Origin of the sequence: Flagellimonas flava (assembly GCF_900129665.1) — a bacterium.
In the GTDB taxonomy this organism is placed as follows: Bacteria; Bacteroidota; Bacteroidia; order Flavobacteriales; family Flavobacteriaceae; genus Flagellimonas; species Flagellimonas flava.
Genome location: NZ_FQWL01000002.1, coordinates 35,224 through 55,793, shown reverse-complemented (window position 1 = coordinate 55,793; position 20,570 = coordinate 35,224). Strand labels below are relative to the sequence as shown.

The window sequence follows — 20,570 nt, the reverse complement described above, 5'->3', positions numbered from 1 at the left end:
GATATTGAGAATACAGAACACTACATGCTATACCAACGAAGCAGTGCCTTGTTTACCGAGGCCAAAAAATACATTCCCGGAGGGGTAAATTCCCCAGTTCGGGCCTTTAAGGCCGTAGGCGGAGATCCAATTTTTGTAAAAGAGGCTAAGGGGGCATATCTCTATGACGAGGACGGCAACCAACTTATTGATTACATTGCCTCCTGGGGGCCACTGATTTTAGGTCATGCCCATGAACCTGTGATCAACGCGGTAATAGAAAAGGCCAAAAAGGGAACTTCCTTTGGGATGCCCACCGAAATTGAGACTGAATTGGCCCAGTTGGCCGTTTCCATGGTACCGAATATAGATAAGATCCGTTTTGTGAACAGTGGTACCGAGGCTTGTATGAGTGCGGTGCGTTTGGCAAGAGGGTATACCGGAAAAGACAAGATTATCAAATTCGCTGGTTGTTACCACGGTCACTCGGATTCTTTCTTGATTCAGGCAGGTAGTGGCGCAGTAACTTTTGGAAGTCCCAATAGCCCTGGGGTTACCCAAGGTACGGCCAAGGATACCTTGCTGGCCAATTATAATGATTTGGAAGGGGTAAAAGCCCTTGCTGAAGCGAATAAGGGAGAGATTGCGGCCATTATTTTGGAACCCGTGGCCGGGAATATGGGCTGTATTATTCCAACGGATGAATTTATCTATGGACTTCGGGAACTCTGTACCCAAGAAGGGATTTTGTTGCTTTTTGATGAGGTGATGACCGGTTTCCGACTGGGCAAGGGTGGTGCACAGGAAGCTTTGGGTATTGATGCCGATATTGTGATGTTCGGAAAAGTGATCGGAGGCGGATTGCCCGTGGGCGCTTTTGCAGCTCGTGCAGAAATTATGTCCCATTTGGCACCGGAAGGCCCAGTATACCAAGCTGGAACCTTAAGCGGGAATCCCTTGGCCATGAGTGCCGGATTGGCCATGCTTACCGAACTCAACAACAAACCCGAAGTGTTTGCAAGCCTTGCTCAAAAAACGGAATATCTGCACAAAGGCATTGCTAAAGTTTTGACCGAAAAAGGCGTAACCCACCAAATCAACCGATACGGTAGTATGATTTCGGTGCATTTCTGTGAAGACCCCGTAGTGGATTTTGCTTCCTCGGCCAAGGGAAACAACGATACCTTTAAAAAGTATTTTCACGGTATGTTGGAGCAGGGGGTATATCTTCCACCTTCGGCATTCGAGAGCTACTTCTTAAATGACGCCCTCTCTTATACCGATTTGGACAAAACTATTGAGGCGGTGAAAACTATTTTCTAAGCAACCCCCACAACCCAAAAATTGGCCCCAAGGCCAAGACCACAAAGAGATATTCCGTTGGAATTGCATCCTGAAGCAGATTGATAACCTGTAGGCTCAGGATGGTAATCGCGAAGCCAATACAGTTGACGATGGTAAGTGCCGTGCCCTTGATTTCTGTAGGAGCGTTTTTGGCGACGAGGGTCGAGAAAAGGGGAGAATCCGCAATGACCACAATACCCCAAAACAGTAGAAAAATTACAAATACGGGAGTGGATGCCCAACTCAAAAGGAACGGGGAAAGCAAACAACATAAGCCGGAAAGTCCCAACGCCCAAGCTGCGGTAGGTTTTGCCCCTTTACGAAGGGAAATATACCCCCCCACTACACAGGCCAATCCTCCAATGGCAATAACCCAGAACGACCAAAACGATACCGGAAATATGTTGATATGGTTCATTTCCATGTGCAATCCCAACAGAAAAGGGACAAAGGCCCAAAAGGTGTACAGCTCCCACATATGACCAAAGTAGCCGAAAGCAGCAGCCCTAAAATCCTTCTTTCGGAACACCGCAAAGCATGCCGTAAGGTCCAAACGTTGACTGGATTTTCGGTAGGGGCCATCCGGAACTAAGGCGAACATCAACAGTCCACCAACCACGGATAGCGAGGAGATGGAATAGATAACGTATTGCCAAGGGAAGACCGCGGCCAACCATTTGAGCAAGTGGGGCAATGCGGTTCCTACTACCAGGGCACCTACAAGATATCCAAGAGATTTCCCCAGGCCCTTATTGTAGTAATCAGCCGCAATTTTCATTCCTACGGGATAGATGCCTGCCAAAAAGAATCCGGTAAAAAATCGAGAGGTTAAAATAAGGTTCCAACCGGCAGTGTACCAAACCAGACCCAAATTGCTCAGGGCACCCAGCAGGGCGCTCCACAAAAACACCTTGGAAGGCGAAAAACGGTCCGTCAGGGTTAAAATGGCGAACAGTAGGGTGCCTGTGATAAAACCCAATTGCACCGCTGAAGTGATGTTTCCCAAACTGCCATCCCCTACATTAAATTGGGAAATCAATTGAACCAAGACCCCGTTTCCGGCAAACCACAGCGATGTGCAAAAAAATTGCGCAATAACAATGGTGGGGAGAATGTGCTTGGGTGGTTTCATGTAGCCGTTTGTCCAGGACAGTCGTAATTACCATGACAGGTTTACGAAAATAGGGTATAAGTCGTTAACTGAAATGTTCCTTCTTTTCTAAATGGTAAGCAATTGAAAATTTCCACAGTTGCAGGGGCCTAGTTTGGGCATTCCACAGTTTGAACTCCCCGCTTTGGCCGGGCCGAACCACCCCTCTTCTCCCAAGAGGGGAACCTTGTAGATGCAAAAAATAAAAGCTCCTCCCTTGAAAAGGGAGGTGGTTCGATTGTAAATCGAACCGGAGGGTTAGTAACCGAACCGGAGGGTCTCATCTAATACCAAAACAACAATTAGACTTCCTCCAAGATCATCTCCTTGCTCACGATCATACCTGTAAAAGTGCCTTGGTATACTGCGCTGGCGACTGTTCGCATTCGGGTGGTGTTGTCCCCACAGGCATAAATGCCTTCTACGGAGGTCTTCTGCATCCCATCTATGGCCAGATAACCCTGTTCATCCAGTTCAACCCCTAGCGACATGGGGATATCGCAATGTTGTTCAAACGGAATATGGGCATACATCGCTGTAAGAGGCGCAGTACTTCCATCTTTAAAATGAAGTTGGCTAATGTATCCCTTTTCATGTTCCACTTTTTGGACTTCCCTTTCCACAAAATCAATATTGAGGTTGTTCAATAGCTGGATTTGTTCCGAGGATAAATCGGACTTACCATTGGAATAAAGGGTAAGATCTTGTGTCCAATTTGTAAGAAATCTGGCAAATTCAAAAGCTTCCTCCCCATGGGCCAGCACCCCGGTTTTTGCACCACGCACTTCGTACCCATGGCAATAGGGGCAGTGCAAAATGGAAATGCCCCAACAGTCCGAAAATCCTTCAATTGGGGGCATCAGGTCTTTGACCCCAGTGGCAAATACCAATTTTTTGGCCATGAACCGTTTCCCGTCAGAGGTTCCAATTTCAAACCCGTTGGCTGTCTTTCGGCCTTCAGTGGCAAGTCCATCAAAAAACTCCACCGTGTTGTATTGCTCTACTTGACTACGTCCCAATTGGGCAATTTGGTGGGGTGGTACCCCGTCCTGCGTCAAAAAATTATGGGAATGGGGCGTTTGCCGGTTGCAGGGCTTACCACTATCTATGACCAAAACCTTTTTAAGGGCCCTGCCCAGGGCCATGGCAGCGGAGAGGCCCGAGTAGCTTCCGCCAACGATAATAACATCAAACTGGTTGTTTTTCATGGGATAATACGTGCTAAAGTTTAAGGGATTGAGCAGCATGCCCGAGGCTGTAACGGTGCCACTCTTGTTTATAAATGCTCTTCGGCTCATGGGTTTCATTTACATGCTTTTATAATGCAGGAACAAAATTAGCGGTCACGGAAGCCATGGAGGTAGGACAAGAATGCGGTTGAATAGGACTTATGCGAAGTTTTGCCGATAAGCGTCCGGCGAATGACCGGTCTGCTTTTTAAAGAAGCGGATAAAATAGGAGACATCCTCGTAGCCCAGACCGTAGGCAATCTCCTTGACCTGATTGCTGGTGGCGAGCAATAGCCGTTTGGATTCCAGAATCACTTGGTCGTTGATGACCTGGGAGCAGGTCTTGCCCAGTCCGGCCTTGGTGATGCTGTTGAGTTGGTAGGTGCTCAGGTTCAGCATTTCGGCATAATCCGAAACCTTTTTGCGGGTGGCCAAATGCGTTTCCAACAGTTCCAAAAAGGCCTCCAGGCGTTCCAGGGGATACAGGTTTGGGCCTTTGGGGTTGGGGACTTTGGCCTGTTGTTGGCGCAAAAGTTCGATTAAGAAAATATCCAGATGGGCCTTGATCATTTTTTCGTACCCCGGACGCTTTAGGGTGAACTCGTTGAGCATGGCATGTAGAGGAGCGATCACAGGACCAAAACTGGAGGGGTCAAAGGTGTACAGGTGGGTGTTGCTACAGGAGCGAAGCAGCAATTTGGAATCCATGCTGCAATTGTCAAAAAAGTCTGAAGTAAACTGCATCACAAAACCGGTAGAACCTTGGTCCAATTGCAGGTCGTGCACCTGCCCGGGCCGCATAAAGAACACGCAATGGTCGCCCACGGGATAGGGGGTAAAATCGATATGATGTTGTCCGGAGCTACGCTCCAGGGCCAGGACAAAGTAAAAATCGTGCCGGTGCAGTTCCTGGACCATAGGGATTTGAACCAACAGTTTGGCAATATCCCTAATGGTAAAGTTCCCCAAAAGGTGGGGTTCTTTTTGGAAGTGGTGGAGCTTTGCGAGTGGGATTTTTTCCATGGTTGCTAGTCCAATTTGGTGGACTCCAACAGCTCCCGTACGTCCACATCCAGGAGTTGGGCAATGTTCGGGAAAATAGAAGTGTTGGTTTCCTCCTTTTTATTACGAAGTAATAACAATTATACCTAATTACCATATAGGGTTATGTATGGCAAAATACGAGGCAAAAAAATGTTGTAAAATTTTATAAAATGATATGACTTTATATTGCTAAACCAAATAACCTACTTCCTATGCGCCACAAAACCTTGATCATCCAACTTATCCGCCAAGATCTAAAACACAGCCAGCTCACGGGTGCCCTTAAGGGCATGGGCCTGGAAGATGGTGGGCTATATGCCTTGGATCTTATGGCCTTGGTGACCCAACTTATGCAGGTGCCGGCTGCGAAACTAGAGCAGTTTACCACCACCTATGGCCAATTTTTGGATCGTGCCCCGCAATTGCCCGTTTCGTTTAGCGGCCAGGAGTTGGCCCCGGTGGCAGAGGCTTGTTATAGGGCGTTAGAGGGGTGTTTGGGGTAGGGTCAAAAACCTATGGCCAAACCAAATCCATTACTGTTTGCCAATACTTTGATTTCCGGTTGAAACTTGTATTGGGCGGTGGAATTTATGGTCAAGTTGTAATCATCCACTCCTTTGTTCACATTATTGAATGCTCTTAACGCCAAATGAAAGCCTATCAAAGCAGTTCCACCTCCAATATAGGCTAGTTCCCAAGTAGGATCGCTATCAGCTGCTTTTTGACCCAAAGGAATTCCTATTAATGCACCACCTGCGAAGGCAAGAATATTAGATAGGGTGTTTTGCGATTTGGCTCTTTGTATAAGTTTGTTGGCTTCTTCCACGGAATTCGTTGCGTCCGTCAATTCATTCCACGTTAATCGCTCGCCATCTTGATAGAAGCGATAACCTAATGCCCGGACTTTCATATCTATTTCCTGGGGAGATGAAGTTGTTGCGTCTTGGGAATGGACGAAGGATACAATTAATAGAAAACAGAAAGTAAATAGGATTTGATTTTTCATGGATAGTTTAGATTCAGATACTTCGAGTTATTGTATAAGCAGACTAATTTGTTTAAAGATAGTCCTCAAATTTTCTTTCAATTCATGGCTTTCAATTTTTCAGGCGTTAAGTTAAAATTTATGCCAGAATTATCACTGAACAAATCCCTTAATAAAATTGAGAGGTTTCCACAATTTTAGTTCGTTTTGGAGGTTAAAAGTACTTTTGGTCACTTCAGTCCAAGGAAGCAGTAGGGTTTTACTTTGCTAGTAGGGCTTTTGACGAAGGCGGTTATCTCACCAATACATCAATCCCTAATCACGGTCCGTAAAAAGGTTTCAATGGTTGCGGAGCGGCCCAAAGGTTCCAGGAAACATACATACACATTTACCAAAAGGGCCAAATAAGTGCCAGGGTGTTTAAGCTTTTTGTACTTAAAAGCGGCCAACAACAGCACTGTAACGATCAAAAATTGGGTAAAATAGGTGGGCCCCATGATATCCACATTGGGCCAGTCCTCTAAATGGATCAAGATATAGGTGTTCTGTACACCGCGCCCCAAGGCCGGCATCATGATGAGGAACACGGTCGTGATCAGCCACCATGCATGGTCCTCAAGACTTTTACGTTTTATAATGCTCATGATCACGGCATACCCAAAGGCTATAATCATTACAATTTCCACCGCGGCAACCCCAATAAAGAACCAGGGTTCAAACGGGCCAAAATCATCTGGGAATTGAGCGGATTTGTCAGCATTGGCGATATCCCGGAAGAGCATGCTAAAGGCCGTAATACAGACACCGCCTGCCAAAAACATGCCTATGATTCCGTTGGTACGATGTTTTTCCAGTTGGCTATGCGTGGCGTAGTAGGGTTGCAAGATTAGATAGAGGTACCATAGGGTGCCCGTCCAGTAGTGCACATGAACGGACCAACCATTGTCTGTAAAATCGCCCCAATAATCCCTAAAAATCCCAAATTGCATCAGCGCCATGGGGATGAGCATCCACAGGTGCAGCGTTTTGTACTTGTTCATTATCCAATATTTTAAAGGGGGGATTTTTGCCGGAGCCAAGAGGGTTTGGCTGTTTTCAAGATAGTTAAAAGAATTAGAACTCAAAAACATGATGCCAAGTGGCCCATACACCTATGTTGTTAAAGTGTGTTAAAAAATTACCGAACGTTTGGTAAAATTGAAAATCGTTGTACATTTGTCCCATGAGAATGGCAAAAGTATCAGATCAGGACATCATCAGCGGACTTATGTCCGTGTTTCGGGCCAAGGGCTATGACGGGGCCAGCCTAAACGAGTTGGCCGAGGCCACTGGGCTAAAAAAAGCCAGTCTCTACCATCGCTTTCCCGGAGGGAAAAAGGAAATGACCGATGCCGTACTGGATTTTATGGAAGCTTGGATCAATGAAAAGGTCTTTAATGTACTTTCCAATGGGGAGGTATCACCACAACAACGGCTTAAAGATGTGTTGCACAACATTGGGGAAGTATACGGACATGGAACCAAGGTTTGCCTTTACCGCTCCTTGAGTATGGACACTGGCATGTCGCTTTTTGGCCAGAAAATAGAGAAGGGGATTGGTCAGTGGCTGGAATCGTTCAGCATTCTGGGCCAAGCCGTGGGAAAAGATGCAGAGACCGCTGAGCAACTGGCAAAGCAAAGCTTTGTGGAAGTTCAGGGTAGCTTGGTGCTCAGTAAGGCGATGGATAGTACGGAGCCCTTCGCCCAGGCCATTAAAAATATTGAAAGTAGATATACAACATAAAAAAATTTAAACCTTAAAATTACCGAACGTTCGGTAATATTATAAAAACGACAATTAATATTAAAATCATGAAAACTAGAAAATCAATTGTAGTAGTATTTGTAATGGCACTTTTTGTGGCCTCGAACCTTAACGGACAACGAAAAAAGCCCGGTGTAGACACGTATCCAACCACATTCAACACCGCCAAGGTGGCTGGTTTGGATATTTTTTATCGTGAAGCAGGGCCCAAAGATGCCCCAACCCTATTATTGTTACATGGGTATCCTACCTCTTCGCACATGTTCCGCAATTTAATGGAAGATTTGTCCCAAGATTACCATTTGATCGCACCAGATTATCCTGGCTACGGACGTAGTTCCCAGCCACCGATGTCCGAGTTTGAGTATAGCTTTGACAATTTCGCGGAGATTGTGGACGAACTATTGGTGCAGCTTAAAGTTGACCGATACAGCTTGTACCTGATGGATTATGGTGCTCCTGTGGGTTATCGCATTTTTGAGAAACATCCAGAAAGAGTGGAGGCCTTTATCGTGCAAAACGGAAATGCCTACAAAGAAGGTCTGGCCGATTTTTGGGACCCTTTACGCAAACTGTGGGCAGACAATTCCGAAGGCAACAAAAAACCTTTGGAAGCATTTCACCAAATAGATGGTCTTAAATGGCAGTACCTACATGGCGTACAAGACAGTACCAAGGTAAGCCCGGATAACTGGCACCACGATTTGCAACACTTGACCCGTCCGGAGAACAACGAAATCCAATTGGCTATGTTTTATGATTATCGCACCAATGTGGATCGTTATCCCGGATGGCAAAAACTGTTTCGAGAGTACCAAGTGCCTACTTTGATCGTGTGGGGAAAGAACGACTATATTTTCCCTCCATCAGGAGCTCATCCGTACAAGCGTGACCTTAAAAATGTGGAGTTTCATTTGTTGAACACCGGACATTTTGCCTTGGAGGAAAAAGGCGATGAGATTGCCCAGTACATCAGCAATTTCTTATCAAAAAACAAGATAAAATAGCCTAAAGTCGAGTAATTAGGTGCACTGCCCGCGGCTCGTTTTTTTCATGAGGTTGCGGGTAGTGTTTTTGGTTTTAAACCGACTTAGTTTGGTATAAACAACACATAATGGAACAAGAAGTAAAACAGCCGGTACCTCCGTTTACTCTGGAGACGGCCAAACAGAAAATACAATTGGCGGAAGATGCCTGGAACAGTCAAGATCCCGTGAAAGTTTCCAAAGCCTATACGGTGGATAGCGAATGGCGTAATCGGTCGCAGTTTATCAACGGCCGTGAAGAGATCCAAACGTTTTTGACGGACAAATGGGAAAACGAGGGCAATTACAAACTCAAAAAGGAGTATTGGGCCCACGGTGATGATCGTATTGCGGTCCGCTTCGAGTACGAATACCAAAACAGGGACGGACAATGGTTCCGTGCCCATGGCAATGAAAATTGGGAGTTTGATGCCAATGGCCTGATGAAAAAGCGGTACGCGAGTATAAATGATGTGGCTATTGCAGAAGGGGATAGGAGGTTGTAACCCACCCACCCCTCCGGCTCAATTGTAAATTGAGCCACCTCCCCGTTATTAGCTGGTAACCTTGTTGTGAGAAGATATGAACCCCTCTGTCCTTCGGACATCTCCCCTATGCTGGGGAGAAGTTTTCTAGGATCCAAGAAAGGCTCCTCCCATCGGAGAGGGGAGGTGATTCCAACAAAGTTGGAATCGGAGGGGTGCAGTATACAAAAAAAACGGGGGCAATTGCCCCCGTTTCACATCACAAACTGGTTAAAAACAAACTAACTCAACCTGTTAGACAGGTTTTATCCAAAGCAAGTGTTTCCACTTGTCTCTTTCTTTTATGATCAACAGTAAATTGATGGCGAAAAGCCCTCCGGTCTGGAGCAGTTCACCCAGTTCATCAGCTTCCAGAAACACATGGAACAAAAAGATGTGGAAAGTTATGGGCAGTAAAAAAATGGCGCCCACAAAGCTGGTGCCCTGCAGCAGTACCAACAGACCAAACAACAGCTCGCAAATACCCAGTACTTGCCAAAAGTACCCGGTCTGCTTGGCTCCACTGATGTACAATATTTTTTGAAGCGTACTTTCCTTTTCGGGCGCTTTGAATTTCTCGGCTTTTTCCACCACTTCAACCGGTGATGGAATGGGCTTTTGGAACTTTTGGATTCCCCCGTAGAGCATCATTCCACCTAAGAACAAACGAAGTACGATAAAAACTATGTTTTTGAAATTCATGGCTTCGCTTTAAAGTCGTTCATACGTAAATTGGGCATTTCCGCGTATCCCTTCGTTACTGATATAAGCAGTAAACATCAATTTATAGTAGTTTCCGGCTGCGTCCTTTAAGACATAGTAACGGTCATCCTTCAAAACACCGCCAAAAGCATCTCTCCAACCACTGCCAATCACGGTTCTGTCGTCATACACAAAAGCGGACTCATCTACATCACCCCTGCCAAAATTGGCATAGGATGGCACATCAAAATTTGTGACAACCCCTTCGGAATCTTTTTCATAAGTGGTAACCTGATACAACCCCACACCACCCAAAGTGTTGTGTACGGCATAATCGGAATAGGTCAATCCAGCGATTAAAGATCCTTGATAACCATAGTAAGAGAATACCCCACTGAAATTAATGTCCCACTCATCACCAGCGGGTTCTACGGTCACACTCTGACCATTGATGAGGCTAAAGCCTGATAACAAATAGCTGGAATTTTTGGGAACCGTAACCTCAGAAATGTTGGTCGTCTCGTCCAAGGCGGCATATTGAATGGTGTAATTGCTGCCATTGCTCAAGATTCGAACCTTCATAAAACCTCTATGGTCTCCTGTGGTATTGATACTTCCCGGTTCTGCTGCTTCGGTGGGGATTTCGTTTCCAAGCCCTACAATATAGACATGGTTGTCATCTGGGGTTGTGGAAACCGCTGCAAAAGCAGTGCCTTCCAAATCACCTTGCCAGCTGTCCGTGAAAACAACACCATCATCAATATCCCCATATTGGAAGTACCCCACGGGTAGTCCTTGAAGCAATTCTGACACGGTATTTACGGTTACGGTAGTGGGCTGGAATGTCATCGGGTCTAGGGTATTCAATTCCAAAGGAGTGGTCAAGGCAGTGGCCTCGGTCACGGAAAGTAGGTCTGTGATGCCGTCCAATTCGGCCGCAGAAACCAGCAATGCGGCGTTCAAATACACTCGGTTTTCGGTTCCGTTGTGAAGAGCGATTTCCCAAGTGTCCCTTTTAACTGCAGTTTGCTGCCCGGTGCTAAAATCAAAATAGACTTGATTGGGCATGTTGGAACCGCCATTTTCCAAATCGATAATACCGTTCAAAGCTGCAATGGGCGAAAAACTAACCGTTGCAGAATTTACTGTGCCATTGACCCATTGGGTGTTATCAAATCCGGCCAAAGAAAAGGTGACCGATTTGGTATTTCCTTCGATGGGGTCCAAAATTTTGGTAAAGGTGATGGTGGCATTCAAATCTCCGGCGGCCACTGGGACTGCAATGGTCCCCGAATTTGCTGCAGGTGCGGTAGAGAAATCCGTGCCGTATGTTGCATTTTCTCCCGTAACAGAGACGGTAATGGTACCAGCTTCAGAAGCTGCCCTGGAAAAATTCAAGGTAATTTCCTTGGTGGTATCGGTTTCGGTGGTGCTAATAGTAGCCGAACTAAAAGTTACCGAAAAATCAATGAGGTCTTCGGAGTCATCACTGCTACAGGAACTAAGAATTGCCAAAAACAATGTTGCGGTTAAAAAAGTAAGCTTTTTCATGGTTTTTAATTAAGGTTTAAATTGTATAAGAGTTTTAAAAAATAGGATCTTCCGTTACCGAACAACCTGCTAGAACTTGATGCGGAATTGTGCGCGCCCGAGGGCACATCAGAGGCGTTTACGGTAACGATATCGAAGATATTTCGTGCGCCAACAGTAATATCCAAGTCCTTGGTAAGACCAGTTTTTAAGGAGGCATCCATCCAGGTAAAATCGTCAGTCTGACCAACGACCGGACCATTGTCGCCTGGGACCAAGACCTGGGTTCTTCCGGTGTATTTTAGTTGGGCGGCCAGCACTGTATTTAGGGACGGAATGCTATACCCCAGATTAGTCTGCAGATTGAAACTCCACAGATAATCGCTGTTGCTTTCGGCAGAACCGTCAATGGCCGTGGATTCACCCATATAGGTGGCTCCCAATCCGGCTTGCCAACGGTCCATTTTAATGCTGTTCTCCCATGAAAACCCCAAAATCTTGGAGTAATCCACATTGGCAAAGGTGAACAGGCTCCGGTCGTTATCGTCCGCGGTGACCACATTGGCAATTTTATCCTGAATGTCAAAATAATAGGACTTGATGGCCGATTTAAACAGGCCACTTTCACCTAGTTTGAATTTGTTTTCCAGATTTAGAAAGGCCGAAATGCCATCTTCCGGCTGAAGATCGGGATTCCCTTGTACGTTATGGTTGGCATCCACAAAATAAAAGAAGAGTTCCTCAAAGTTTGGTGCTCGAAATGCGGAACCAAAGATTGCTTTGAGTTTAAAGGTGTCCATGAAATCATAGGTAGAGGAGAGCGACCATATAAACTGGTTCCCGAATTGCGAATTGTTGGTAAACCGGGCACCGGGGTAGAAGGATAGTTTGTCCGTAAGATTAAAATCCAAAACTCCGAAAAAGTCATAGTTCTCCAGGGTATTTTCTACCACATCGTTGGAATATTCGCCAGTGGCAATGGCATCGAAACCTGTTTGACGGGTGAATTCGTATCCCAATTGGGCATTAAGAAATTCCGATTTTGGGACGATATTGGATACAAAACCCTTGGAGTACCAAATCTTGCTGGATTGACTCAAATCATCTGCAATAAAGGACTCAATGCCCTGTTGCAAAATGTTGTAGACGTATTGCTGGTAGTAGCGTTTTTGGTCTTGGTAGGAGAAGAACAGATTGTAGTTGGTCTGTCCTTTTAAAGGCCCAGAAACCGTAAGATTGTTGACCCATCGGTCCGTTTCAAAAATTTCATCCAAAGCGGTAGGATTGACCAATCCAGTTCCGGTATCCAAACGTCCAGTTACATTGCGATCATAAACGGTTACGGCTTCGTCAAAATATTGAAGCTTGAAAAAGATGTTGTGCTTGCCAATATTAGCATTTAGGTTTCCAAAAGCGGTAAGCTGCTCCTTGGGGTTCCACTCGGTACCCCGAAGGCCGTCATTGACCACGGCATTGTCTTGGATATTCACATAATCCTTACCTCTAAAACCATTGTAGAAACCTGCATAGTCGTTTCTGGACGCACCAAGGGAATAGCTCAAATTATCATTGATTTGATTGCTGACCTTAAAGTTTTGGATATGTCGGCCCTCTTCAAACAAGGCATATTCACTACCCACAGTTTCCTCTTGCACGGAAACCTGTACTTGCCAGGCATAACCACCTTCAAGACCACGTTTGGTTACGATGTTGATAACCCCTGCTACGGCGTTATCACCATACAAAACACCCATGGAACCTTCCACGATCTCTATTCGGTCCACATCCTCCAAATTGATTTGGGTGATGTCGATATTGTTGCCCACTCCATTGTCGCTCGCCACTGGAATCCCATCAATCAGGATTTTTACGTATTGCCCGTCCAAACCGAACATGTTTACGGTAGATCTCCCTGTGGAAGCATCCGGGGTAATGGTAATGTTAAGATTGTAGTTGAGGATATCCGCCAGATTGTTTCCAGCTACTTTGGCAATGTCTTTTTGATCTACCACGCCAACAGCAAACAATTTCTTGCTCAAGGACATCACTTTGCTCTCTCCTGTCACAACAACTTCACGCAGTTGCTTAAGTTTCATTGATTCTTGCCCTAAAGAATCAATGTGTTGCGAGTTGACATAAATACATGACAAACAGCCGATTAAAGTAGTTTTTATTTGATTATTTAGATTCATTCTGAATTAATTATCGACAAATATATATGTTATTTTTATTCAATCTAAATAAAATTAATATTTTTGTCTGCAGAAATAATTATCATGTTTAATACTACCACTATGAAGAAATCAACCATTTTAATAGCACTGTTGGTAAGTGCAACTACAATTATGCATGCGCAGAAGAAAAAGGATTTGGACCGAGAGGCTATTTTGGATATGTGCGGCTGTTACGACATTACTTTTAAGTACACCGAGACCTTTGCTCCTGAAATTGATTATGAAAAGAAAATGGACTATACCGCAGGTGCCTTGGAATTGGCGTTGCCGATAGTTGATGAAAAAAACAAGATTTCCATCCAACATTTGTTGGTAATCAATGATTCCATGGTCATCAAGCACTGGCGGCAGGATTGGGAGTACGAAAACCAAAACGTCTTCTATTACGACAAGGACAACAATTGGAAATTCGGAACATTGCCAAAAGAGCAAGTGAAGGGACAGTGGACCCAAAAAGTCTATCAGGTGGACGATAGTCCTCGTTATTCTGGTTCTGCAAGCTGGGTACACGTGGACGGAAAGCACTATTGGGAAAACGAGACCGATTCGCCCCTACCAAGGCGTGAATATTCAAAGCGAAGTGATTACAACGTGATGAAACGAGGGAATCGCCAGGAAATCACCGCTTATGGATGGGTGCACGAGCAGGATAATGACAAAATCATTCGTGAAGATGGCAAGGCTGATGTGCTTTTGGCTCAAGAAAAAGGAATGAACACTTATATGAAAGTGGAGGATTCCAAATGTAAATTGGCCCTGGATTGGTGGAAGGAGCATAAGGAATTCTGGGCCAATGTGCGAAGCTCCTGGGATCAAGTCTATGACCGCGAAGGGGATTTGACCTTACTTAAAAAGGTGGATGAAAAGCCTATGTTCATGCATTTTTATCCACTTGAGGAACAAGCTGCGAGTTCTACCGAAATTTCCCAATTGATCAACAAATTTGTTGCAGATACAAATGAGGCGCATGTGGAAGGTAAATAAAACCAATTGGAAGTTTTTGGCCATGCTTTGCATGGCTTTTTTGTTTTTGGGTTTTGTTCCCCAAAAAATTTCACCGCGTTTACAGCAGAAATTGTACAAGGCAGTGCTGACTACTTTTGAGACCGAAGCCTTTGAACTAAAACTTGTGGAAACGGACTTAGGGGAGGACAGTCTGTATAGAATTGAGTCCGGGGAAAGCTTGTTGGGCTATGCCTATCTGGGCAAAGCCCCTAGCATGAAGGATGTTTTTGACTATGTAGTACTTTTTAACCCAGATGTAAGCGTCAAGAAAGCCAAGGTACTGATCTATCGTGAAAACCATGGCCGCCAGATTGGGAGTCAACGTTGGTTAAAACAGTTTATTGGGAAAAGTACCGCGGAAACTTTAGAATACGGCTCAGATATCGACGCGATTTCTGGGGCCACGATATCGGCAAAATCCATGACCAAGGCGGTAAACGAGGTTTTGAAGCGAATGGACAAACTTCAATCTGAAGGGGTTCTCTAATCAACAAGAAAAGGGGCTTACGCCCCTTTTTGTCAGATTCGGAAAACCTACTGAAGGGCCTCTCCGATAATAAATACAAGATTGCGAAGGCTTGCGTCACGTTTAGGAAACAGGGCCTGCATTCTGGCATCCTGAACCATGTTTTGCATTCCCTCAGCACTATCAAAATAAAACCTATGAATTTCATCCGGTTGCTCTTGAAGTTCATTGGCTGATGCAAACGGAATCAGGAAACGCTCAAAATGGGTTCCAAATTCTGGGATAATCTCGCAAGCAGCATTATGATAATCAGAGAACTGCTCTTTGTACTGTTTCCCCTCCTTGTAATAAATGAGTGCAACACCATAGGTTTTTGTAGCATCCCCGATTTCCCTGAAAAAGTCAAAATCAGGGTCTTTTTTTGTCGCAAAACCAAACATTTTTTCAACTGAGGTCCCAATATATTCCTGTTTTAGTTTAATGAACTCAGGATCGTTGTCAAAAGCTTCTTTGGCTGCTATGTTGGGATATACCGCAAAATGGATTTCATCAGGTAACTCCAATTCTCCGGAGGCCAACATTTTGGGCTTTATAACGCGTTCAATTCTTGCCCCGTACTTCTCCAACAGCACATTTCCACGACTACGTAGTTTTTCGAAGTCCTTTTCTTTTCCTGGTTTCAAGTAAAAGAAGGCCGTATTGATGATCTGTTCGTCTTTTTTTTCCATCGGGTCTAGAGTTTTGTTTGTTTTTTTTGAAATGATAAATCCGCTAAGGACCATTAGGGCCATTAGCGAAAGACTAGGGATGATTGTTTTTCTCATGATGCCATTTGTTTTAGATGTAAATGATTTAACGGGACAAAAGTCCGATGGAAATGGGAAAAGGACTTTTACGGGAAGGTCAATTATTTATCTCTCAAGCTCAGTCGGTATTGGGAAGGTGGAATTCCGAAGTGTGCTTTGAATTTTTTGGAGAAATGATGGATGGTTTTAAACCCGCATTGGAATGCTATTTCCCCAACGGATGCCTCGGACACTGTCAATAATTCCCTTGAGTGCTTCAAACGCTGCGTAAGAAAATATTGTGACGGAGGCAGCCCATAGGTGTCTTTGAATTTTCTTTTGAAGGAGGACATGCTCAAATGGGTCAACTGGGCCAATTCTTGAAGTGAAATGTCCGAGAAAAGATGGGATTCAATAGTGGTTTTGAAGTCCACGGTACGTTCGGTAAACAGGTTCTCCAAGATTTGAAGGATTCGGGGTGCATTCTGCGTTTGAAGAAGCAAGAGGATAATCTCTTTTGTCTTTAGAATTAGGATTTCCTCATGGGCCAAATGCCGATTTTCGAAGTAGAACAAAATGTCGTCCACATACTTATCAATGGCTGTGGATGCTTGGACCAAGGCCATATTAAACTGGGGTACCTTGTTTTTTTGATGAACCAAGAAACCAGGAAGGCTATTCCTGTAAACTTTTTTAAGGAGATCTGGATGAAAATGAACCGCAACGGCCTGGTATGTTCCGGAATGGTCATCTGCAATCATTCGGCCAACATAGTTCCCGCATTTTAGTAAAACGGATTGTTTGGCGGTGATGTGCAATGAATCCTCCTGGGAAAAGGAGGTATAACTTCCTTCCCGAATGTGTAAAAAACAGGCTTCGCCCTGCATGGGATTGGGCGCCCTAAAGGGAGGGATAATGGTCGCCTTTTCGAATAGCATATGCCCAAAAAGGTCGATTCGTTTGTAGTCTTTGATCATGGGAATAGCGGTTGGATTTTTTATGGAAGGGGGCGGGCGTAGCCCGCCCCCTTCCAACCAGAAAAGCATTCAACCTAACACAATAAATGCATTTTCCAGAGCCAGTTCCTACGGGGAGCTGACCTTTTGTTTCCTGTTTTACGACCTCAGTTCTGGGATACCGTCAGTAAATGTCCCATTTGAAGGGTGTCCTTGAGCAGTGCATCCTGAATGGGTTGGGTTTTGGCGTTGTATTCCACGGTGCCGTAATCCATCCCTGATACGGTGCGTGTGGGGCGTGTTCCTTTCTCCATTTCTATGAGTTTAAGGGTGTCATCAGCTACCAATTGCGGGTCCATGGCGTCTTCACTGTCAAAGAATCCTTCGAAGTTTTTCAACATGGCATGGGGTACTTCCTTAAAATCACCATAAGCCTCAAAGGTGATTTCGTCCGCTTCTTTGGGTCCGGTAAACAGAAGATTGGTGCCAAAAGGACCAGGTTCTACAATACAGACCTCCACACCAAAGGGTGCTAGCTCATACCTAAGGGATTGGGAATAGGCCTCTACCGCGTGCTTACTGGCACAATACACCCCAAAATAGGGAAAGGCCAACCTTCCGGCCAAACTGGTGGTGTTGATGATGAGTCCGTCGCCTGCCTTTCGCATGTGTGGGGTAACCGCCTTCACCATCCGTGCAATACCAAAGAAGTTAACATCAAATTGCTTTTGGACCTGCTCCAAACTATAGGCCTCTGTTATTCCTACGAACATGACTCCGGCATTGTTGACCAAGACATCTATGGTCCCATCTTCTGTGATTATGGTTTCCACCGCCTGATTTATTGATTCGGAATGGGTTACATCCAGTTCCAAAACTTGAAGTTGAAGTCCTTCCGTGGAGGCTAACTGCTCCAGTTCCCTTTTCTTTTCTGCATTCTTACCATTGGTGTTCCGCATGGTGGCCCAAACTTTATGGCCAGCCCTTGCTGTCGATACAGCGGTTAGGTATCCAAATCCGCTACTACTTCCTGTAATTAAAATGTTTTTCATGATAAATAAATTATAGTAGACTAGTCGTCTACTAAATGGATAAAAAAATTTAGGTTAATAATTCTTCTGTAAATTCTATAAACAGGGAGAGGGGTTTTGCACTTTTGGTAGATTTCATCCGTAGGATGGCCCCTTCCCAATTGTTGAGCATATAGGCAGCCAACTTTTTCGCTTCCGTTGGGTTGCCAATGCTACCATCCTTCTGTCCTTCCTTGATGCAGGCTTCAAACAAGGCTTCCCACCGGTTAAGCTCGTTGGCCACCCCGTGGGCGTAACTCGATTTTAGATCACTTAGTTCCAAGCTGCAATTCCCAAGCAAACAGCCTTCTGTAAAGTCTTTCTGGATATAACCCAGTCTAATATCCTGGAAAAAGGTCATAAAACGTTCCTTGGGATTCTTGGTCTTATCATTAAAGTAGGAGTGGAGCAGCTTCAAGGATTCATCACCGTAATTCTTAATGATTTGAAGTCCGAAGTCCTCTTTGCTCTTAAAATAATAATAGAAGGAACCTTTCGGAATATCAACGGCGCTTAAAACTTCATTGATGCCGACATTGTTAAATCCTTTTTGGATAATGAGATCACCTCCAATTTTGAGAATGCGTTGTAGTGTGGTTTCTTTTGCTGTTTCCATTTTAATATTAGACCAGTCGTCTACAAATATAAATGAAATATTGAAAAGACAAAACCTGAGAATTGATTTAACTTATAAATTGAATCAAAATAGCTAAATTTAGGAGGAAGAGTATCGCTATGACTAGGGATGTATTGGACATCAATGATTTTATTGTCTTGGTCGAAGAGGCAAATACCTCGGAAATCACCATAGATTCGTGTGCCTTTGATGAACCTGTGATTGCCGTAGCCTTTTATGGCGCCGGTAACGTTGAACTGAGTGTTCAATTTGATGGCAAGGAAAAGGCCTATAAGCATAGCAAGGGATTGGCACTTTCGTTTTATGCGGATGAAAAGGTGGAGTTCGTCCATACGGTGTCGGCAAATAAACCTTTGGAGTGTATTTTAATCGCAACATCACCCAGAAACCTGGCAAAGTTGCCCCATGGCGAAGGGGAGTTGTTTTCAGAAATGCTCAATCAATTGGTGTACCCCTCGGACCATTACGTGCAGGGACCCAAATTTTATATGACCCCGGAAATGCAGTCCATTGTCAACCAGCTCTTTCATACCACTTACACCGGGAAGACCAAAATGATGTTTTTTAGGAGTCAGATTACGGCTTTGCTCTCCCACTTTTTTGGGCAGCTGGCCAGTATGGATGGGGATGCCATCAAAATCTCCGAAAAGGAAAAGTTATTCCAGGCCAAGGAGATACTTTCTTCCAATTTAGATGCACCACCATCATTAGCGGAGCTTTCCAGAGAAATTGGACTCAATAGTTTTAAGCTCAAGAAGAATTTTAAAGCCCTCTTTGGGGTTCCGGTGTTCAAATACCTCCAGAATGAACGTCTATCCAAGGCTCACGATTTACTTCGAAATGAGGATGCAACGGTGCAAGAGGCGGCATGGCATGTGGGCTATGACAGTTTGAGTTCCTTTTCCAATGCCTTTTCCAAAAAATATGGATTTCGCCCAAGTCAAATACGCGGATAGTTGACGTCTTCCATCCGAACGGAGCAAATGGAGACGGCACCTTTTTTACCTTTTAGAGGAACACTGCCTATGTGTTCAAAGGCGTAATTGGAATCATCCAGACGGTTTTTCAATGTTTCGGACACCAAAAGTTCACTCCCCAAATTGTTGCATTGCCCTTGGATTCGGGCGGCCGTATTTATGGTATCGCCATGATAGGCAATTTCCTTTTTATATTTCCCTACTTCTGTGACGGTTACAATACCTGCGTGCACGCCAGCTTTGAAAAAGGGAAGACAGTTGTATTTTTCTTCGTAGTAGGTCCTTTTGTTCTCCAATTGCTGCTTGAACTTGTAAAAAGTCTTTAGTAGGTTCTGGTTATGAATGCCTTCCTCGAGCGGCCAGGTCAGCACGGCTTCATCGCCAACGTATTGATATATTTCCCCGTTATTGGCAGCTGCTATTCCCAAATCATTAAAACAATCCTGCACCAATTTGCTATAGGTCACATGGCCCAGTCGTTCCGCCAAGGTGGTAGAGGCTTGAAGGTCCAAAAACATAAAGATCCGTTCTTCCTCATGGGGTGTGTAGAACCGACCCATGATCAATTTAAAAAGGTTGCCTTCGCCAAGCATTAGGTTCACCTGTCTTAACACGGCTAAAAAGGTACTTACGCATATCACATAAAAATAAATGGCCACACTACCGGTATCAAAAGCAAAGGTCAGCAAGTCTACGGATGTGCCGAAATACAGACTGTAGACACCGAAAGCAACCACGACCAAGAGCGCAACAAATAAGAGCGTGTAGAGTAACTGTATAAATAGAAACTTTCTAAGCGATATATTCTTATAGATGCGTTCCTCGGACACGATTTGAGCCAGACCTGAAATAAATCCCATTATGGGCCCCAAGGTAAAAGCAATTAGTAAGCTCTCTTGAAATTCGAACTTAAGACTCCCCAGTTCTTCGGTACCCACACCACGTACAATGCTCAGAAAGACAAACGCCAACGTCCAACCTATCATATAGAATCTTAGTGTTCGCCATCGGCGCTTATTGATCCATGTAATAACCATAGTTTCAAAGTTATCCTTTTCGAACAAATCTTCCTCCTTTGGGAACAAATAAGCCCGAGGCATCTGAAATAGTTTTGTCCTGTAATT

General features: G+C 44.7%; 21 protein-coding genes. 8 read left to right on the top strand and 13 right to left on the bottom strand.

Translation table 11 applies throughout. The features are described from left to right. Window positions 1-24: 24 nt before the first annotated feature. On the top strand, window positions 25-1,302 hold the full coding sequence (gene hemL / locus BUC10_RS06105) for a glutamate-1-semialdehyde 2,1-aminomutase (protein ID WP_073177342.1): 1,278 nt from the start codon (window positions 25-27) through the stop codon (window positions 1,300-1,302). Here hemL and BUC10_RS06100 read toward each other — a convergent pair. The 3 genes from BUC10_RS06100 to BUC10_RS06090 all read right to left on the bottom strand — a co-directional run bounded on the left by BUC10_RS06100 (window position 1,292) and on the right by BUC10_RS06090 (window position 4,725). Next, complete coding sequence (locus tag BUC10_RS06100) at window positions 1,292-2,455, bottom strand: MFS transporter (RefSeq protein ID WP_073177339.1); 1,164 nt, start codon at window positions 2,453-2,455, stop codon at window positions 1,292-1,294. The genes hemL and BUC10_RS06100 overlap by 11 nt on opposite strands. Window positions 2,456-2,775: 320 nt before the next feature. Next, window positions 2,776-3,771 carry an NAD(P)/FAD-dependent oxidoreductase gene (locus BUC10_RS06095; RefSeq protein ID WP_313785515.1) on the bottom strand — a complete coding sequence of 332 codons (996 nt, stop codon included), beginning with the start codon at window positions 3,769-3,771 and terminating at the stop codon, window positions 2,776-2,778. 90 nt (window positions 3,772-3,861) lie between these two features. Further along, window positions 3,862-4,725 carry a helix-turn-helix domain-containing protein gene (locus tag BUC10_RS06090; protein ID WP_073177336.1) on the bottom strand — a complete coding sequence of 288 codons (864 nt, stop codon included), beginning with the start codon at window positions 4,723-4,725 and terminating at the stop codon, window positions 3,862-3,864. 233 nt (window positions 4,726-4,958) lie between these two features. Here BUC10_RS06090 and BUC10_RS06085 point away from each other — a divergent pair, with 233 nt between their 5' ends. Next, on the top strand, window positions 4,959-5,249 hold the full coding sequence (locus BUC10_RS06085) for a hypothetical protein (protein ID WP_073177333.1): 291 nt from the start codon (window positions 4,959-4,961) through the stop codon (window positions 5,247-5,249). Between the two features lie 2 nt (window positions 5,250-5,251). Here BUC10_RS06085 and BUC10_RS17765 read toward each other — a convergent pair whose 3' ends face one another. Together BUC10_RS17765 and BUC10_RS06075 are read right to left on the bottom strand one after the other, a co-directional pair. Further along, window positions 5,252-5,752: a hypothetical protein gene (locus tag BUC10_RS17765; protein WP_131819054.1), complete on the bottom strand. Its 501-nt coding sequence runs from the start codon at window positions 5,750-5,752 to the stop codon at window positions 5,252-5,254. A 287-nt stretch (window positions 5,753-6,039) separates the two neighbouring features. Next, on the bottom strand, window positions 6,040-6,771 hold the full coding sequence (locus BUC10_RS06075; RefSeq protein ID WP_073178816.1) for a hypothetical protein: 732 nt from the start codon (window positions 6,769-6,771) through the stop codon (window positions 6,040-6,042). 188 nt (window positions 6,772-6,959) lie between these two features. On the opposite strand from BUC10_RS06075, the gene BUC10_RS06070 reads away from it, so the two are divergent. The 3 genes from BUC10_RS06070 to BUC10_RS06060 all read left to right on the top strand — a co-directional run bounded on the left by BUC10_RS06070 (window position 6,960) and on the right by BUC10_RS06060 (window position 9,066). After that, window positions 6,960-7,514 (top strand): TetR/AcrR family transcriptional regulator, encoded by a 555-nt coding sequence (locus tag BUC10_RS06070; protein WP_165614865.1) that lies wholly within the window; start codon window positions 6,960-6,962, stop codon window positions 7,512-7,514. Between the two features lie 68 nt (window positions 7,515-7,582). Continuing rightward, window positions 7,583-8,542 carry an alpha/beta fold hydrolase gene (locus BUC10_RS06065; protein ID WP_084732569.1) on the top strand — a complete coding sequence of 320 codons (960 nt, stop codon included), beginning with the start codon at window positions 7,583-7,585 and terminating at the stop codon, window positions 8,540-8,542. Window positions 8,543-8,649: 107 nt separating this feature from the next. Continuing rightward, window positions 8,650-9,066: a nuclear transport factor 2 family protein gene (locus BUC10_RS06060; RefSeq protein ID WP_073177325.1), complete on the top strand. Its 417-nt coding sequence runs from the start codon at window positions 8,650-8,652 to the stop codon at window positions 9,064-9,066. A 273-nt stretch (window positions 9,067-9,339) separates the two neighbouring features. Here the strand turns inward: BUC10_RS06060 and BUC10_RS06055 are convergent, their stop codons facing one another. The 3 genes from BUC10_RS06055 to BUC10_RS06045 are packed head-to-tail and all read right to left on the bottom strand — an operon-like array spanning window position 9,340 to window position 13,412. Then, a complete protein-coding gene (locus tag BUC10_RS06055) occupies window positions 9,340-9,786 on the bottom strand; it encodes a DoxX family membrane protein (RefSeq protein WP_073177322.1) in 447 nt (148 codons plus the stop codon). A 9-nt stretch (window positions 9,787-9,795) separates the two neighbouring features. Then, complete coding sequence (locus tag BUC10_RS06050; RefSeq protein ID WP_073177318.1) at window positions 9,796-11,337, bottom strand: HmuY family protein; 1,542 nt, start codon at window positions 11,335-11,337, stop codon at window positions 9,796-9,798. 5 nt (window positions 11,338-11,342) lie between these two features. Further along, window positions 11,343-13,412 carry a TonB-dependent receptor plug domain-containing protein gene (locus BUC10_RS06045; RefSeq protein WP_165614864.1) on the bottom strand — a complete coding sequence of 690 codons (2,070 nt, stop codon included), beginning with the start codon at window positions 13,410-13,412 and terminating at the stop codon, window positions 11,343-11,345. Window positions 13,413-13,610: 198 nt separating this feature from the next. On the opposite strand from BUC10_RS06045, the gene BUC10_RS06040 reads away from it, so the two are divergent. Beyond that, window positions 13,611-14,534, top strand: coding sequence for a DUF6607 family protein (locus tag BUC10_RS06040; protein ID WP_073178812.1), 924 nt, complete (start codon window positions 13,611-13,613; stop codon window positions 14,532-14,534). Beyond that, window positions 14,518-15,042, top strand: coding sequence for an FMN-binding protein (locus BUC10_RS06035; protein ID WP_073177312.1), 525 nt, complete (start codon window positions 14,518-14,520; stop codon window positions 15,040-15,042). The genes BUC10_RS06040 and BUC10_RS06035 overlap by 17 nt, the downstream gene beginning before the upstream one ends. A gap of 47 nt (window positions 15,043-15,089) precedes the next feature. On the opposite strand, the gene BUC10_RS06030 is transcribed toward BUC10_RS06035, so the two are convergent. From BUC10_RS06030 to BUC10_RS06015, 4 genes are all read right to left on the bottom strand, one after another. Beyond that, window positions 15,090-15,845, bottom strand: coding sequence for a hypothetical protein (locus BUC10_RS06030; protein WP_073177309.1), 756 nt, complete (start codon window positions 15,843-15,845; stop codon window positions 15,090-15,092). Between the two features lie 83 nt (window positions 15,846-15,928). Beyond that, a complete protein-coding gene (locus BUC10_RS06025) occupies window positions 15,929-16,783 on the bottom strand; it encodes a helix-turn-helix domain-containing protein (protein ID WP_073178810.1) in 855 nt (284 codons plus the stop codon). A 146-nt stretch (window positions 16,784-16,929) separates the two neighbouring features. Then, window positions 16,930-17,814, bottom strand: a complete 885-nt coding sequence (locus tag BUC10_RS06020; protein WP_073177307.1) for an SDR family oxidoreductase — start codon at window positions 17,812-17,814, stop codon at window positions 16,930-16,932. A 49-nt stretch (window positions 17,815-17,863) separates the two neighbouring features. After that, window positions 17,864-18,448 (bottom strand): TetR/AcrR family transcriptional regulator, encoded by a 585-nt coding sequence (locus BUC10_RS06015; protein WP_073177304.1) that lies wholly within the window; start codon window positions 18,446-18,448, stop codon window positions 17,864-17,866. 119 nt (window positions 18,449-18,567) lie between these two features. Between BUC10_RS06015 and BUC10_RS06010 the strand changes: the two genes are divergently transcribed. Further along, window positions 18,568-19,425, top strand: a complete 858-nt coding sequence (locus tag BUC10_RS06010) for a helix-turn-helix domain-containing protein (RefSeq protein ID WP_073177301.1) — start codon at window positions 18,568-18,570, stop codon at window positions 19,423-19,425. Here BUC10_RS06010 and BUC10_RS06005 read toward each other — a convergent pair. Next, a complete protein-coding gene (locus BUC10_RS06005; RefSeq protein WP_073177298.1) occupies window positions 19,410-20,546 on the bottom strand; it encodes an adenylate/guanylate cyclase domain-containing protein in 1,137 nt (378 codons plus the stop codon). The two genes, BUC10_RS06010 and BUC10_RS06005, sit on opposite strands and share 16 nt — an antisense overlap. Between the last annotated feature and the right edge of the window lie 24 nt (window positions 20,547-20,570).

Bases quoted from the DNA above. Each gene is read 5' to 3' on its own strand.
- hemL (WP_073177342.1), top strand. From the start codon at position 25: ATGCTATACCAACGAAGCAGTGCCTTGTTTACCGAGGCCAAAAAATAC.
- BUC10_RS06100 (WP_073177339.1), bottom strand. From the start codon at position 2,455: ATGAAACCACCCAAGCACATTCTCCCCACCATTGTTATTGCGCAATTT.
- BUC10_RS06095 (WP_313785515.1), bottom strand. From the start codon at position 3,771: ATGAGCCGAAGAGCATTTATAAACAAGAGTGGCACCGTTACAGCCTCG.
- BUC10_RS06090 (WP_073177336.1), bottom strand. From the start codon at position 4,725: ATGGAAAAAATCCCACTCGCAAAGCTCCACCACTTCCAAAAAGAACCC.
- BUC10_RS06085 (WP_073177333.1), top strand. From the start codon at position 4,959: ATGCGCCACAAAACCTTGATCATCCAACTTATCCGCCAAGATCTAAAA.
- BUC10_RS17765 (WP_131819054.1), bottom strand. From the start codon at position 5,752: ATGAAAAATCAAATCCTATTTACTTTCTGTTTTCTATTAATTGTATCC.
- BUC10_RS06075 (WP_073178816.1), bottom strand. From the start codon at position 6,771: ATGAACAAGTACAAAACGCTGCACCTGTGGATGCTCATCCCCATGGCG.
- BUC10_RS06070 (WP_165614865.1), top strand. From the start codon at position 6,960: ATGGCAAAAGTATCAGATCAGGACATCATCAGCGGACTTATGTCCGTG.
- BUC10_RS06065 (WP_084732569.1), top strand. From the start codon at position 7,583: ATGAAAACTAGAAAATCAATTGTAGTAGTATTTGTAATGGCACTTTTT.
- BUC10_RS06060 (WP_073177325.1), top strand. From the start codon at position 8,650: ATGGAACAAGAAGTAAAACAGCCGGTACCTCCGTTTACTCTGGAGACG.
- BUC10_RS06055 (WP_073177322.1), bottom strand. From the start codon at position 9,786: ATGAATTTCAAAAACATAGTTTTTATCGTACTTCGTTTGTTCTTAGGT.
- BUC10_RS06050 (WP_073177318.1), bottom strand. From the start codon at position 11,337: ATGAAAAAGCTTACTTTTTTAACCGCAACATTGTTTTTGGCAATTCTT.
- BUC10_RS06045 (WP_165614864.1), bottom strand. From the start codon at position 13,412: ATGAAACTTAAGCAACTGCGTGAAGTTGTTGTGACAGGAGAGAGCAAA.
- BUC10_RS06040 (WP_073178812.1), top strand. From the start codon at position 13,611: ATGAAGAAATCAACCATTTTAATAGCACTGTTGGTAAGTGCAACTACA.
- BUC10_RS06035 (WP_073177312.1), top strand. From the start codon at position 14,518: ATGTGGAAGGTAAATAAAACCAATTGGAAGTTTTTGGCCATGCTTTGC.
- BUC10_RS06030 (WP_073177309.1), bottom strand. From the start codon at position 15,845: ATGAGAAAAACAATCATCCCTAGTCTTTCGCTAATGGCCCTAATGGTC.
- BUC10_RS06025 (WP_073178810.1), bottom strand. From the start codon at position 16,783: ATGATCAAAGACTACAAACGAATCGACCTTTTTGGGCATATGCTATTC.
- BUC10_RS06020 (WP_073177307.1), bottom strand. From the start codon at position 17,814: ATGAAAAACATTTTAATTACAGGAAGTAGTAGCGGATTTGGATACCTA.
- BUC10_RS06015 (WP_073177304.1), bottom strand. From the start codon at position 18,448: ATGGAAACAGCAAAAGAAACCACACTACAACGCATTCTCAAAATTGGA.
- BUC10_RS06010 (WP_073177301.1), top strand. From the start codon at position 18,568: ATGACTAGGGATGTATTGGACATCAATGATTTTATTGTCTTGGTCGAA.
- BUC10_RS06005 (WP_073177298.1), bottom strand. From the start codon at position 20,546: ATGCCTCGGGCTTATTTGTTCCCAAAGGAGGAAGATTTGTTCGAAAAG.